This window comes from Paenibacillus solisilvae (assembly GCF_042656405.1).
Taxonomy (GTDB): domain Bacteria; phylum Bacillota; class Bacilli; order Paenibacillales; family Paenibacillaceae; genus Paenibacillus_Z; species Paenibacillus_Z solisilvae.
The window spans coordinates 57,942-71,247 of record NZ_JBHSOW010000127.1; the positions used below are offsets into that span (position 1 = coordinate 57,942).

14 protein-coding genes are annotated in these 13,306 nt (G+C 47.7%); 11 read left to right on the top strand and 3 right to left on the bottom strand.

All coding sequences use genetic code 11. From position 1 onward, the window contains the following. Positions 1-3: 3 nt before the first annotated feature. From ACFPYJ_RS31235 to ACFPYJ_RS31245, 3 genes are all read right to left on the bottom strand, one after another. Positions 4-531 carry an accessory gene regulator ArgB-like protein gene (locus tag ACFPYJ_RS31235; RefSeq protein ID WP_379192170.1) on the bottom strand — a complete coding sequence of 176 codons (528 nt, stop codon included), beginning with the start codon at positions 529-531 and terminating at the stop codon, positions 4-6. After that, positions 528-1,163 (bottom strand): hypothetical protein, encoded by a 636-nt coding sequence (locus ACFPYJ_RS31240; protein WP_379192171.1) that lies wholly within the window; start codon positions 1,161-1,163, stop codon positions 528-530. The genes ACFPYJ_RS31235 and ACFPYJ_RS31240 overlap by 4 nt, the downstream gene beginning before the upstream one ends. 239 nt (positions 1,164-1,402) lie before the next feature. After that, complete coding sequence (locus ACFPYJ_RS31245) at positions 1,403-1,549, bottom strand: hypothetical protein (RefSeq protein ID WP_379192172.1); 147 nt, start codon at positions 1,547-1,549, stop codon at positions 1,403-1,405. A gap of 653 nt (positions 1,550-2,202) precedes the next feature. On the opposite strand from ACFPYJ_RS31245, the gene ACFPYJ_RS31250 reads away from it, so the two are divergent. The 11 genes from ACFPYJ_RS31250 (at position 2,203) to ACFPYJ_RS31300 (ending at position 13,224) form a co-directional block, all read left to right on the top strand. Then, positions 2,203-2,826: a CBS domain-containing protein gene (locus ACFPYJ_RS31250; protein ID WP_379192173.1), complete on the top strand. Its 624-nt coding sequence runs from the start codon at positions 2,203-2,205 to the stop codon at positions 2,824-2,826. Between the two features lie 15 nt (positions 2,827-2,841). Further along, positions 2,842-3,669, top strand: coding sequence for a pyruvate, water dikinase regulatory protein (locus ACFPYJ_RS31255; RefSeq protein WP_379192174.1), 828 nt, complete (start codon positions 2,842-2,844; stop codon positions 3,667-3,669). Positions 3,670-3,734: 65 nt separating this feature from the next. Then, positions 3,735-4,709, top strand: coding sequence for a class II fructose-bisphosphatase (gene glpX, locus ACFPYJ_RS31260; RefSeq protein ID WP_379192175.1), 975 nt, complete (start codon positions 3,735-3,737; stop codon positions 4,707-4,709). A 77-nt stretch (positions 4,710-4,786) separates the two neighbouring features. Further along, positions 4,787-5,434 (top strand): fructose-6-phosphate aldolase, encoded by a 648-nt coding sequence (gene fsa / locus ACFPYJ_RS31265; RefSeq protein WP_379192216.1) that lies wholly within the window; start codon positions 4,787-4,789, stop codon positions 5,432-5,434. Positions 5,435-5,801: 367 nt separating this feature from the next. Next, a complete protein-coding gene (locus tag ACFPYJ_RS31270) occupies positions 5,802-6,977 on the top strand; it encodes a GntR family transcriptional regulator (protein WP_379192176.1) in 1,176 nt (391 codons plus the stop codon). Between the two features lie 337 nt (positions 6,978-7,314). Continuing rightward, positions 7,315-8,517: a glycoside hydrolase family 125 protein gene (locus ACFPYJ_RS31275; RefSeq protein WP_379192218.1), complete on the top strand. Its 1,203-nt coding sequence runs from the start codon at positions 7,315-7,317 to the stop codon at positions 8,515-8,517. A gap of 71 nt (positions 8,518-8,588) precedes the next feature. Next, positions 8,589-9,902 (top strand): ABC transporter substrate-binding protein, encoded by a 1,314-nt coding sequence (locus ACFPYJ_RS31280; protein WP_379192177.1) that lies wholly within the window; start codon positions 8,589-8,591, stop codon positions 9,900-9,902. Between the two features lie 88 nt (positions 9,903-9,990). After that, the gene (locus tag ACFPYJ_RS31285) at positions 9,991-10,878 is read left to right on the top strand and encodes a carbohydrate ABC transporter permease (RefSeq protein WP_379192178.1); all 888 of its coding nucleotides are present in this window, start codon (positions 9,991-9,993) and stop codon (positions 10,876-10,878) included. Between the two features lie 13 nt (positions 10,879-10,891). Further along, complete coding sequence (locus tag ACFPYJ_RS31290) at positions 10,892-11,779, top strand: carbohydrate ABC transporter permease (protein WP_379192179.1); 888 nt, start codon at positions 10,892-10,894, stop codon at positions 11,777-11,779. Between the two features lie 84 nt (positions 11,780-11,863). Then, positions 11,864-12,928 (top strand): glycoside hydrolase family 76 protein, encoded by a 1,065-nt coding sequence (locus tag ACFPYJ_RS31295; RefSeq protein ID WP_379192180.1) that lies wholly within the window; start codon positions 11,864-11,866, stop codon positions 12,926-12,928. A 26-nt stretch (positions 12,929-12,954) separates the two neighbouring features. Then, the gene (locus ACFPYJ_RS31300) at positions 12,955-13,224 is read left to right on the top strand and encodes a hypothetical protein (RefSeq protein ID WP_379192181.1); all 270 of its coding nucleotides are present in this window, start codon (positions 12,955-12,957) and stop codon (positions 13,222-13,224) included. Positions 13,225-13,306 lie beyond the last annotated feature (82 nt).

Consider the following 13,306-nt stretch of genomic DNA (forward strand, 5'->3'; position numbering starts at 1 on the left):
GATTCACCTCCTTCCGGGAACTTGTCTGATCAAAGTAAGGGACTGTGCAAGAAAAGTGGCAGCCAGTACCGATGAACCAATAAGGAAGTTGGAGCCGACCATGACGATCGAGAGAATTTTTAGCAAGGGATAATAGGTTTCTTTAATTCGTGTTTGCTGTTCGATTCGCGAGGGTGCGAAGAGAGATACGAGCAGCAGGGATGCAAGATTCGTCCAGAGGATGGAAGAATCATTCATAAACGACATAAACGATAGGACGGTAATGATTGCTGTAGAGACGACTACACAAAGCGTCCCTGATTTTAAATGTGCGCCGCCTGATACCTGGCGAAGGGCGGCGAAGGCAACGAGGACAATTCCTGCTTCCGGAACTCTGTGCGTCAATAGAGCTATGAGAAGGGAAAGTAAGATAATGAACAGCGCATTCAGGAAAAAAGAGATGGAATATCGTAGTACATTAACGCTTGCGGGGTGATCAGGAACGACAAGCTTAATTCGAACGGCAATAAGCTGAGCCAGGCTGTTAATCATCTGATAGGTTCCTGCTCCTTCCGGATGGAGTAATACAAGAATATGATCAGCAATACGACCAGCAGGATGGAATTAAGGTAGAAATCCTTGAAGTAAAGCATGCTTCCAATTGAAATGAAGAAGATAACCATTAGAATGATGATGAGAGGCTTTTCCCATTTATATCGCTGTTGTTTCTCGAACTCGAATGTGAAGCCGTACCCAAGCTTGTAGATCTTATAGCCTATAAAGGTTCCAATCGCTCCTGTCAGCGTTTGGAGTAAATAGCCTTTGTAAGCGACAGTCTGAACTTCATTAATGGACAGAAATCCGAATGAGGCAAAGACAATAACAGATTGCAAAAGCGCAAAAGCCGCATAGCCTAAAGCGGATATGATCATCGACCAAATGATTGGAATGCGGGCAATGGTTGTTAAGAACAACATGACGGTTACCAATGAGAGAATAGGCGAAATATAAGAGATTGAAAGTTCTTCGCGAGTAATATAACTTTGCAGGTTAACAAGCTCGATCATAAGCAGGGCATGCCAGAAAAATCGCTTCAAATCATATCTGAAAATGTAAAGAATTAAAGCATAAACAGCAAATCCTTCGATGGTCGAAAAAAACATGTAGCCTAGAAATTCAAACACATCCAACATTCCTTCCCGCAGTGGGTATCTATCGTAATTATTCCTTGGTTGTTCTCCACTTGTTGAGGTCTTTTTGCCTACATAGAGCGTGGGCTCGAGAAAGAAATTTGTCCATTTATGTAAACGAAACTTGAAGAAGATGCCATTCAATCTATTAATATAGTTAATGTTAATATACGGTAATACCGTAGGTTATTCAAGATAAAAAAAGAGGCTCTCCCGAGCCTCTCGTCCTTATTTCATTTTTTGTAAAAGTAATAAGCGGCAAGTAGGAAAATAGTTACAGTTCCAAGATAAAACAGGACCGATCGAAGCTCGCGTTTCCAGCGTAAATAGTCGGCATCTTCCTGAACCTGAGCGACAGCATTCTTGTTTTCTTCCTCCATTTGTACCCCTCCAGAATTAGTATGATTGAGGTTAGGGTACATAGGCCGACGTAGGTGGTCCTATATTTATTCGGTTTAAGCCACTGCGCAAGCAGCTGTTTATAAATATCCGTTTGATATTTCCAGACGGTATAAGCAGCAGAAATGATGATATAAATCAGCAGGCTGATGAGAAGAACGAAATTCACAGCCATTGGGAGGACGTGATGATGATGAGCAGGAGTAAGCGGGATACTTATCTTTTCCTTGCTGACTTGGGTTAAGTGTATCTGATGTTCACTATTGTCGACCTTGATGTCTTGAAGAGGCAAAGAAAGGACCGACAGCGCCAGAACAAGCAACAGCTTGCATATAAAGGAATGATAGCGATTCATACGCATAGATATTGCTCCTCTCAGGCGGTTTGGGAACGTTAATTATAGCATAAAGGCAAACTGGCGGGTAGAAGGGCTCTTTTCATTGGATGTAAGGGGGGTTCCTGACCGGGGAAAAACGGATTCGATTGCTGAATCGGTTTTTTTGTTTTTTTAAGATTTAGCATGATTTAAAAATTATTGTTGTGTATTAAAAAAGAATTATGATACATTATTTATTGAATAAGACGTCACAAATATCGAATAGACTGTGCATTATCGATATAAGATGTCAGGGGAGTGGTTTTCATCACCTTATCAGCGAGACAACGCGAAATATTGAAATTAGTGAAAACACATGCCCCGATTACAGGTGATCAGCTTGCGGAGATGATGGGGATTGGCAAACCTACACTGCGTGCTGATCTATCGCTGCTCGTCATGCTCGGTCTGCTTGAGGCTAAGCCAAAGGTCGGTTATTTCCCAGGCGAGGCAGCCAGCGGCAAGGAGCTGGGACTGAAACGCTGGGAAAGTGCAAAGGTTAAAGACGCTCAGGGATTGCCTGTCAACATATCAGAGACCCTCTCTGTACATGATGCGGTCATTTCGCTATTCATGGGCAACGCAGAGGCACTGACTGTCGTCGATGACAAGCAGCATCTAATTGGGGTTGTAACGCCGAAGGATCTGTTAAAGGTAACGCTTGGAAATTCAAATGCAGCTTCGATTCCGATCAGTATCGCTATGAATCGACTGACGGCAATTGCAGCTGTTCGGCCGGAGCAGCCTTTACTGGAAGCTGTTAATAAGCTTCTTGTTCATGAACTTGACGGTCTGCCTGTCGTATCCGGAGAAGGTACATCGCGGGTAGAGGTTATCGGTTGGATTAGCAAAACAAATATCCTCCGCTGGATGACGGAATAAGGGGAGCTAAGGGGGATGCACAATTTGGAGGAGCTGGGGAAACAGCCGCATTATATTTATATTTGTTCCGATGCGGTCGGGGAAACAGCTGAAGCGGTAGCCAAAGCCGCTATGCGTCAATTTACTTTCGAGCAGATCAAGCTCAAACGCTTCAGTTACTTGAAAACAGAGGAGGAAGTCATCCAAATCGTCGATGAAGCGGTTGTAAATGGCGGTTTTATAGCATTCACGCTTGTCCAACCTGAACTTAGGGAGACGATGAAGGAAGAAGCGCTGCGTAAAGGTGTTCGGGCGGTTGATGTGCTCGGACCGATGCTGCAGGCGTTCATTGATACTTTCAATGACTCACCCAAGCGAACACCAGGGCTGCTGCACACGCTTGACGAAGACTATTTTCGCCGCATAGAAGCTGTAGAATTTGCTGTGAAATATGATGATGGTAAGGATACCCGGGGCTTACTGCTGGCGCAGGTCGTATTGGTGGGGGTATCACGCACCTCAAAGACACCGCTCAGCATCTATCTGGCTCATAAAGGAATCCGGGTTGCCAATTTGCCCTTGCTGCCTGAGGTGAAATTACCATCTGAACTGCAAAGCGGCAGGAAGCAGCTGATTGTCGGTCTGACGATGAAGCCCGAACAGCTGGCCAGCATAAGAACGGAACGGTTGAAGGCGATGGGTCTGCCTTTCTCCGCGCAATATGCATCCACAGAGCGAATTCAAGCCGAGCTGCAATATGCGGATACGATTATGAAGTCGCTTCGCTGTCCTGTTATTGATGTTACCGAAAAAGCGATTGAAGAAACAGCAGGTACGATCACGCAGTGGCTGCAGGAGCTTTAATTCTGCCGCATGAAGAAACGGTCACCGAAAATTATACTGAGTTTTCTGAAGGGAGTCCTTGCTTAATGGAACGCGAGTTGGCACTAGAGATTGTAAGGGTGACGGAGCTTGCTGCTTTGGCAGCAGCGCCGTGGATGGGAAGAGGCGATAAGCATCATGCCGACGAGGCGGCGACGAATGCCATGCGGGGGATGCTGGATTCAGTCTCCGTTAAGGGGACAGTTGTCATTGGTGAAGGCGAAATGGACGAAGCTCCCATGTTATATATAGGAGAAGAAGTAGGAAGTCTGCAAGGACCTGAAGTCGACGTTGCGGTTGATCCGCTTGAAGGAACGGAGCTTGTAGCACGAGGACTGAACAATGCATTGGCCGTTATTGCTGTCGCACCCAAAGGGAATCTGCTGCATGCTCCGGATATGTACATGGAGAAGTTAGCTGTCGGGCCGTCCTTGGCTGGCAAGCTTAGCTTATTTGATCCGATCCGCACGACTGTGGAGAAAGCCGCTCTTGCACTGAACAAGCAGGTTTCGGACTTGACCGTGATGATTCTTGACCGGGAGCGCCATCAATCGCTCATCGCTTCCCTGCGTGAAGTAGGCGTGCGAATTAAGTTTCTGTCCGACGGTGATGTAGCAGGCGCTATTGCACCGGCGTTCGCGGAGACCGGAATTGATTTGTATGTGGGATCAGGAGGTGCGCCTGAGGGCGTGCTTGCAGCCGCGGCGCTCAAATGTCTGGGCGGCGAAATCCAGGGCAGACTTATGCCTGAGAACGAGGAGCAGAGCCAGCGCTGCATAAGCATGGGGCTAACCGATCCGCGCAAGCTGCTGCGGATGGAAGATATGATTGGCACGGGGGATGTCATATTCGCTGCAACGGGAGTAACGCCAGGTGAATTCCTTGGCGGGGTTCGCATGCTGGAAGGCCAGCGTGCGGAGACGCATTCCATCGTTATGCGTGCCCAAACGCGTACCATCCGTTATATTAAATCACTGCACTACCTGCCAAACAAGCCTATTCTAGGAGACCTCAAGCACTAAAGGGTGATTATTAGTATTCATAATGAGGTAAGTTCTAGGATGGAGTCCATACTTTGATACAGGGAATGTGGCTTAAAGTGAAGTTTTTTCTTGATACCGCTAATGTTGCTGAAATCAAACGTATAGCTAGACTTGGACTTGTAGACGGCATTACAACCAATCCGTCTCTTATCGCCAAAGCAGGCCGGAATTTTAAAGACGTCATTCAAGAAATTTGCAGCATTGTGGACGGACCCGTCAGCGCGGAGGTTATTGGAACCAAAGCGGAGGAGATGCTGAAGGAAGCTTATGAAATCGCGGCATGGGCACCTAATATCGTAATCAAGCTTCCCATGACCGAAGACGGCTTGTACGCTTGCAACGAGCTGTTTCATAAAGGAATTAAGACGAATGTGACGCTGGTATTCTCAGCCGCACAAGGTTTGATGGCTGCTAAGGCGGGGGCAACGTTCATCAGCCCGTTTATCGGCAGGCTGGATGATATCGGTACGGACGGTCTGCAGCTTGTCAGTGATTTGAAGAAGATTCTGGACAACTACGGGTTTACTACGGAGATCATTTCCGCGAGTATCCGTAACATTGGACATGTGGAGAAAGCAGCCCTCGCAGGTGCGCATATTGCAACCATTCCGGGATCACTGCTTCCTGTATTGTGGAAGCATCCGTTAACGGATATTGGGATTGAGAAATTCCTCAGCGACTGGAACAGCGCCAAGCTCAAATAGCCGTATTCCCCGTGCACTGTTCCAGCTCAAGGCCATTAACCAGACGCTGCTACCCGTCTGTATGGAAGAGCAGAGACAAGAGCCGGCACCTAGGGTGCCGGCTCTTGTCTCATTTACAGCCAGATTGCTGTTTTTTCGAGGAATCCAGCCTGCTGGTTCCCGCAAACATGGGCTTAACGAGACCGATGCCTTGGGGCACATTTGCTGAGGATAAAGCCGTAATGAATGGCTGCTCCATGCACAAGCTTAAGCTCAGCGATGATATCCACTGCCGTACTTGTCATTGTTGTCATTATCGACAACTTTAACATGACATGATATATTATTATATATAAGAGTTTGCATAAAGTAGGGAGGTTGCGCTGCGGTGAACGAGACATCATCAAGGCCGATGTATGAGAAGATTTTCGATGAAGTAAAACAGCAAATCGTTACCCAAGTCTACAAGGTGGGAGAGCGAATTCCTTCCGAGAAGGAGCTCGCTGATGCTTACAATGTGAGCCGCATTACGAGCAAGAAGGCGCTGGAAATGCTGGCAGGTGAACAGCTTATCGTGCGGAAGCCGGGAAGAGGCTCCTTTGTAGCAGATCCTGCTGTGGATTTCAACGAGGCTGAAGAGCTCAACTCTGTGCAGTATAAGACACCGGCAAGAGCTAACAAAGATATAACCACGATAGGGGTGGTGATCACCGATTTCGGCAATAGCTATGGGACGGGCTTGATCTACGGAATGGAGAAAGCTTCCAGAGATCATGATTGCTTTCTTGTGCTGCGGCGCTCGTTAGGCATTCCTGCCAATGAGGAGGTGGCTATCCAGAAGATGCTGGACCATGGTGTGGACGGTCTAATTGTATTTCCAGCGCAAGGCGAATACTTCAATGCAGAAATATTGAAGCTCGTCATTCAACGGTTTCCGCTAGTGCTTGTTGACCGTTACCTGAAGGGCGTAGCGGCAGCATCGATCAGCACCGATAATGCGGCAGCGGCTGCGAAAGCAACCGAGTATTTGTTCGGACTAGGTCATACCCATATTTCATTTTTATCTCCGCCTCCGGATGATACGACTGCTGTCGAAGACCGGATTGAAGGGTTTATTCAAGCGCATGCTCAGCGCGGGGTTATTGTCGATAAGGGGCTGTGGGTGAATGACTTGATGTCCACCCTCCCGGATTCTTTTAACGATCCCAATAATGTGGAACGCGATATCGAAAGGTTAATTGATCATTTGAAGCAAAATCCCGCTATTACCGCATTATTCGCGATTGAATATAACATTGCCTTGCTGGCAAAAACAGCGGTAGAGCGATTGGGGCTGCAGATTCCTCAAGACATATCCATAGTCTGCTTCGATAGTCCGCCCACTCATCTGGGAGGCGGCTATTCATTCACACATATGCGGCAAAATGAGGAGGAGATGGGAGGGATTGCCGTTGAGAACGTGCTGAGCATTATGAACGGGCAGTCCGTACCTAATAAAATAAAACTTGAGGCTACCCTGGTAATCGGTGAATCAACGGGTCCTGCCAATATCAGCCGTTTGTAGTAATAAATCGATTATACAAACTCTATCCCTAGGATAGAGTTTTTTTGTTGTCCGGATGCTTATATTAAAAGCAAGTTAATTATATTAGCATACTAGTATAAAAACTTATTGACATATAGATATCATACCAATATACTAAGTTTATGAAAACGGTTCATTCACGAATGAATGGTTTGCCCGACTCTAGGGTTGGGGGCAGCGTTCAATCACGAATGAATATTTAACAAGATTGGGGGGGGGACATCTGAGCTCAACTTTAGTATTACCAGAAACGTTAAAGCAGTTGATTGCACGCGTTAAAAGTCAGCTGTTGCCAGACCGCGCGAAATTGGCAGCGATGTTCGAGCAATGCATTAGCAATACGTGGAACACGACCATCAAGCGGCTGCCGGATGGATCGACCTTTGTCATTACAGGAGACATACCCGCCATGTGGCTTCGGGATTCGGCGGCGCAGCTTCGGCCTTATCTTATTCTTTCCTCGGAAGACGAACAGATAGCCGATCTGATTCAAGGACTCGTTGAGCGGCAATTTGAATTTGTTAACCTTGATCCTTATGCGAATGCTTTTAACGAAACGGCAAACGGACATGGTCACCAAGAGGACTTAACAGAGATGACCCCGGCGGTTTGGGAGAGGAAATATGAGATCGACTCTCTATGCTATCCGATCCAGTTAAGCTATCTGTTATGGAAGAACGCCGGAAGAACGGCCCAATTTAATGAGACGTTCCGCCTTGGTGTGGAGAAGATCATGAAATTATGGCGGACGGAGCGACGACATGAAAGCGCTTCCGAATATAGATTTCAGCGGCTGAACTGCCCGTCAACAGATACCCTTACACGCGATGGTAAAGGTTCCTTAACGGCTTATACGGGAATGACATGGTCAGGTTTCCGTCCGAGCGACGATGCGTGTACCTATGGATATCTGATTCCAGCTAATATGTTCGCTGTCGTTGTGCTGCGTTATGCAGCCGAAATAGCGGAGCAGGTACTGCAGGATGAAGCGATGGCTATGGAAGCGAAGCAGCTGGCTGACGAGATCGATGAAGGGATCCGGAAGCATGGAACGGTGGACCATCCGGAGTTCGGCAAAGTATTCGCTTATGAAATCGACGGATTTGGAAATTATAACTTTATGGACGATGCCAATGTCCCAAGCTTGCTGTCCATTCCGTATCTCGGATACACAGATGCGGAAGATCCTGTTTACATCAACACTCGCAGTATGATTTTAAGCCGCCACAATCCTTATTATTTTGAAGGGACAGCAGCTTCAGGTATCGGCAGCCCGCATACACCGCCTCATTATATCTGGCATATCGCTTTGGCAATTCAAGGAATGACAGCGATATCAAATGAAGAGAAGGATCACCTACTTGATCTAATGGAACATACCGATGCGGGAACGGGGTATATGCACGAGGGCTTCCATGTGGACGATCCTTCAGCATTTACGAGACCTTGGTTTTCATGGGCGAACATGATGTTCTGTGAGTTTCTCCTTCAGCAATGCGGCATTCAAGTGAAACGGTAACCAAGGTTATCTCAGGGCGGCTGAGCGGCCCTGCAACAAAGCCATGCACTTAAACATAAGGGGATGAAAGCATGAAGAAAAAATGGCTTATCAGTTTACTGACTCTCTCCATGATGACAGCAGTCGCAGCAGGCTGCGGCGGCAGCGGCAGCAAAGATGGGAATACCGGCAGCAAAGATGGGAATACCGGCAGCGCCAATGGGGGCGGCGAGAAAACCGAACTCACTTTCTGGGGCGATTGGGGCGGTGAAGGTCAGAAGCAGTTCGAGACGATGATCGACGCTTTCAATAAATCGCAGAATAAAATTCATGTGAAATATGTGCTTCAACAGGACATGATCACGAAGTTTCTAACGGCTGCGACTTCGGGCGGCGCCCCGGACATTCTGTTCTGGGACCGCTGGCGGACATCGCTGTACGCACCGAAAAACGTCCTTCATCCGATTGATGAGTATTTATCACGCGATAACATATCGCGCGATGATTATTACGGTGAATCACTAAGAGAGCTCTCCTATGAAGATAAATTATACGGTCTACCTCTGACAGTCGATGCTAGGGCTTTATTTTACAACAAGAAGCTTCTGGCCGACGCAGGCTTGCAGCCGCCGACAACATGGGCTGAGCTGGAAACTGCAGCTACGAAGCTGACCAAGTGGAATGGCAGCAAGCTCGAAGTTTCCGGATTCTCGATGGGTGATCTCGGATTGTTCAACATGTACTTGCAGCAAGCCGGAGGCCAAATGCTGACGGAAGACGGCAAAACCAATTTCAACAATGATAAAGGTAAACAGGTGCTCCAATTCTGGTCTGACTTGATGAACAAGGATAAAGTCTACAAGGTCGGCTTCGAGCAGGGTCTTGGAAAGGGAACGGATGCGTTCGTAACGGGCAAAGTTGCCATGCTGTATTCCGGACCGTGGATGCTGAGCACTTATAAGAAATACGGCAAAGACTTAGACTTTGGAATTGTTCCTCCGCCTGCAGGTCCAAGCGGCGATAAAGGCAGTGTGATGGGGGGATTCGGTCTGGTTATGCCGGAAGACTCCAAGTATCATGACGAATCTTGGGAATTTATCAAATGGTGGCTGGCAAACAAGGACAATGCGATGCTTTGGGCCAAAACCAGCTACAACATTCCAGCTTACAAGCCAGCGCTGGAAGACCCCTTCTTCAAGGAAGATCCGCATTGGAAGCCGTTCATGGAAACGCTTGAATTTGCCAAAATCCGTCCCGCGCACCCTGGTTATTCCGTCATGGAATCCGATGCGCTGACGCCTTACCTTCAATTGTTCCAGCAGAACAAACAAAGCATCGAGGATACGCTGAAGAAAGCCCAAGAACAGGGCGATAAGCTGCTCAAAGACAATGAGATTGCCAAATAGCACGGAAATGCAGGAAAAGGGGAGGCTCTGCCTCCCTTTCCAACAAACGAATGAAAATAAAAGTATTTTGCTGTTAGGGGGAGTTCGGGTGGCTACCGTCAGAAAGATTGAGAGGCATCAAGCGAGGACCGCTTATTTGTTCATAACGCCGACGGTGCTGTTGTTCGCCGTATTTACGGTCATACCTGTTATCATGGCTTTATATCTGAGCTTCACTAATTACGATGTTCTGAACAAAAATGATTGGATCGGACTGGAAAATTATCGCGGGTTAATCCATGATGCACTCCTTTGGACGACGTTTAAAAATGTATTTTTGTATGCGGTCATTTTTGTCCCTTTGAATATTCTCATTTCGTTGCTGCTGGCGATATTGCTGAACCGGGCATGGCGTGGTGTTAAAGTGTTCCGGACGCTTAATTATTTGCCGACGCTTACCTCATCGGTCGCAGCAGCTACGGTATGGATTTGGCTGCTGCACCCTGAGTACGGCCTTGTAAACGGAATGTTATCTTATGTAGGCATTACGGGACCTGCCTGGGTTTCACAAACCGAAACGGCGATGCTCTCTATTATCATGGTCACGTTGTGGCAGTCGGTTGGCTCCAATATGGTCATCTATTTGGCCGGACTTCAAGGAGTACCCGATTATTTGTATGAATCGGCTAGGCTTGACGGTGCAACGAAGTTCGATTGCTTCCGCTTTATCACATGGCCGCAGCTTCGTCCGACTACGTTTCTTGTCAGTACAATGTCGATCATCAGCGCACTGCAGCTGTTTGATCAAGCGTTCGTGCTGACGCAGGGCGGACCTGCTAACGTGACCAAGACGCCGGTCTATTTAATCTATCAGCAGGGCTTCAATCAGCTGCAAATGGGCTATGCCTCTGCGCAGGCGTTTGTGCTCGCGATTGCGATTCTTATTTTCTCATTAATCAACATGCGGATAACGAAAGCGGAAGAATCCGTTATATAGGAGGTAGATGTAAATGGATTCAATCGGTCATTCTGCGTTGAAGCAGACGCTGACAAAGTCGCTTTTTTATTTATCGTGTACGGTCATTGCCATCGTGATGTTCCTTCCTTTTTATTGGAGTGTTCTGACATCCATCAAGCCGGATGATGAAATATTTGCAATGCCGATTAAATGGATTCCGAAGCATATTACGTTCGAGCATTATAGGAAAGCCTTTAGCACAGTGCCTTTCGCCTTATATTTTTGGAACTCGTTCTTCTTGGCCGCAATGGGGGTATTGGCGAATTTGTTTTTCGGTTCGCTGGGGGGTTACGCCTTCGCCAAGCTGAATTTTAAGCTGAATAAACCGATATTCCGCGTGCTGCTGGCTGCTATGATGATTCCAGGCATCGTAACGATGATTCCAAGCGTGTACGTGCTCCGCCACCTGCCTCTGCTGGGAGGCAATGATATTCTCGGACATGGCGGCATGGGCCTGATGAATTCCTTTTGGGGCATTATTCTGCCGGGCGCTTCCGGAACATTCGCAGTGTTCTTCATGCGTCAGTTCTTCCTTACCCTGCCGAGCGACATGATGGAAATGGCTAGGATCGAAGGCTGCGGGGAATTTAAGATTTTCTGGCGTATCTATTTGCCGCTCACCAAGCCGGCACTTGCGACGCTGAGCATCTTCACTTTTCAGGCAGGCTGGAACAGCTTCCTCTGGCCGATGATTGTGCTTAACGATCCTAACAAAGCGACGATTCAAATGGGGCTCCAGGCATTCTCTTACAACTTCCAGACGGACTTTGGTCCAATGATGGCTGGCGCGCTTGTCGCTATTTTGCCGATTCTCGTGTTATTCCTTGCCTTGCAGCGGTATTTTGTACAGGGTATTGCGTTCAGCGGTACGAAGGGATAAATGAGGATGGTTATGCTGCTTAGCAAGCAGTCCGATTAGAAGCAATGGAATACCAAAAAACTAGTCGTTCAGGGAGAGAAAATAATGATGAAACAAGCAGAGCTGAGCTTATGGGAGAAACGCGCCGATGAAGCGCAGGAGGCGCTCGATCGCCTTTTTTGGAATGATTCCATTCGCATGTATAACATTGAAACCCCCTGCCAAAACGGGGAATGCAATACGATCTTTCATTATTGGTGGATGGCGCATGCGGTCGACGTGCTGGTTGACGGCTATATTCGAACACAGGATGTCCGATATATCAAGCGGCTGGAAACCTTCCACGAAGGGATTATAGCGCGCAACGGCGGGGCATTGCCCAATGAGCTGTATGATGACATGGAATGGATGGCGCTGGCCTTTCTTCGCGCGTATCAAGTGACTGGCAATGAAAGCTATAAGCGTTCGGTTCTCATCTTATGGGAAGATATTAAAACCGGCTGGAATGACCATATGGGTGGAGGCATTGCCTGGCAGAAGCCCCAGCTCGATTACAAGAACACGCCGGCGAATGGACCGGCTGCCATATTAGCGGTCAGATTATATCAAGTATTCGGAAACGAAACGGATTTGAAATGGGCGCTAAAAATCTATCATTGGCTGAAGGAGTACCTCGTTGACCCGGAAACAGGCTTCGTATGGGATGGGATGAACCGGAATGGGGACGGTCGAATCGATAAAGAATGGAAGTTCACTTACTGCCAGGGCGTTTATATTGGGGCTGCTGTGGAATTGTACCGCATAATCAAAGATCAGGCTTATTTGGATGATGCGGTCAAAACATATACAGCTGCCAAAGCGGAGCTGGCTGATCCTGCAAGCAGCGTCCTGCCTGACGAAGGGAACGGGGACGGAGGACTTTTCAAAGGGATTCTTATCCGATATACCGCAGAGCTTGTCAAGGAAGCTTCAACGGCAGCAGATGCAGCAGCTTTTATCGCTGCGAATGCAACTCTGCTCTGGGAACAAGGGAAATCGGCTAATGAGACATTATTCGGAACAGACTGGTCTGAAGCATCGGAAGGAGTGGTCTCGCTTAGCGCGCAATTAAGCGGAATCAAGCTGCTCGAACAAGCAGCGGAGCTCTCGAGGTTAGGACTGGTCAAGTAACAGGAAGGAAAGGAATGTGAGCTAATATGTCTGTACACACAGCGGAATCGGTAATCAGGCCGGAAATTGCGGAGGCCATGCAAGCTTCTCTGCTGCAGCATTATATGAATGATCAAACCGGTATTATGAACCAGTGGTATCCGAGGAATGCAAGTGTTAAGGGAGAGAACTGCTATTACTGGTGGCAGGATCATGTCCTGGATGTCCTTATCGACGCTTACGAGCGGACAAATGATGCGTCCTATGCGGCAAGAATAGAAGCATTTAGCCGCAGCCTGAGCTTCCGGTCCAGCTAAGTGTACAGTTAAGCGGTCTGATGCTCTTGGAGGCAGCAGCTGCAATATGGCAATCATAAACAAAGACGCTTCCAGGCGTTCG

Bases quoted from the DNA above. Each gene is read 5' to 3' on its own strand.
- ACFPYJ_RS31235 (WP_379192170.1), bottom strand. From the start codon at position 531: ATGATTAACAGCCTGGCTCAGCTTATTGCCGTTCGAATTAAGCTTGTC.
- ACFPYJ_RS31245 (WP_379192172.1), bottom strand. From the start codon at position 1,549: ATGGAGGAAGAAAACAAGAATGCTGTCGCTCAGGTTCAGGAAGATGCC.
- ACFPYJ_RS31255 (WP_379192174.1), top strand. From the start codon at position 2,842: ATGCACAATTTGGAGGAGCTGGGGAAACAGCCGCATTATATTTATATT.
- glpX (WP_379192175.1), top strand. From the start codon at position 3,735: ATGGAACGCGAGTTGGCACTAGAGATTGTAAGGGTGACGGAGCTTGCT.
- ACFPYJ_RS31275 (WP_379192218.1), top strand. From the start codon at position 7,315: ATGTTCGAGCAATGCATTAGCAATACGTGGAACACGACCATCAAGCGG.
- ACFPYJ_RS31280 (WP_379192177.1), top strand. From the start codon at position 8,589: ATGAAGAAAAAATGGCTTATCAGTTTACTGACTCTCTCCATGATGACA.
- ACFPYJ_RS31290 (WP_379192179.1), top strand. From the start codon at position 10,892: ATGGATTCAATCGGTCATTCTGCGTTGAAGCAGACGCTGACAAAGTCG.
- ACFPYJ_RS31295 (WP_379192180.1), top strand. From the start codon at position 11,864: ATGATGAAACAAGCAGAGCTGAGCTTATGGGAGAAACGCGCCGATGAA.
- ACFPYJ_RS31300 (WP_379192181.1), top strand. From the start codon at position 12,955: ATGTCTGTACACACAGCGGAATCGGTAATCAGGCCGGAAATTGCGGAG.